Here is a 626-nt window from a genome sequence, read left to right on the forward strand (position 1 = left end):
GGCTCCTGGTGCCAAGGCATCCACCGTGCGCCCTTAACAACTTGGCCACACAAAAACACCGCACAACCAGCGCCCGGAAGGACACTTGCTGTGCGGGCCTACAAGAACTCTGCAATCAGAGTCAAAAGATGCTCGCGTCCACTGTGCAGTTCTCAACGTCCAACCAGACACCGGTCACCCGACCCCACCAGACCCCGCCACCGAAGCAGCAGACGGTATGAGATGCAGACCGGCCCTGACACGAGATCGCAGCACCCCCCGCAGGGGATGGCCCGCTCCCTCAGGACCCAACAGCGTGCCTACGAACCAGACCCCGCATCCAGACCCCGTTCCACGCACCACCAGGTGGCGCAGTACTAGGAGCCCGCAGACGCGGGCCGGCCGAACTGGTCAGCGTTCCACCCTCGAGCACCACCCCACACACTCGCCGGCACCCGGAGATGGGCACCGATCACGGTGTGAGCGCGGCTCTGGACCACTTCCAGCGAGGGAAGCGGCCAGTGCTCCTTAGAAAGGAGGTGATCCAGCCGCACCTTCCGGTACGGCTACCTTGTTACGACTTCGTCCCAATCGCCGATCCCGCCTTCGACGGCTCCCTCCACAAGGGTTGGGCCACCGGCTTCGGG

The 626-nt window shown here is 64.4% G+C and carries 1 rRNA gene; it reads right to left on the reverse strand.

Annotation, left to right across the window (positions count from 1 at the left end):
- Window positions 1-511 precede the first annotated feature (511 nt).
- A 16S ribosomal RNA gene (locus tag ACI78T_RS20805) occupies window positions 512-626 on the reverse strand; the annotation flags it as partial.

The organism is Blastococcus sp. SYSU D00922, assembly GCF_054050495.1.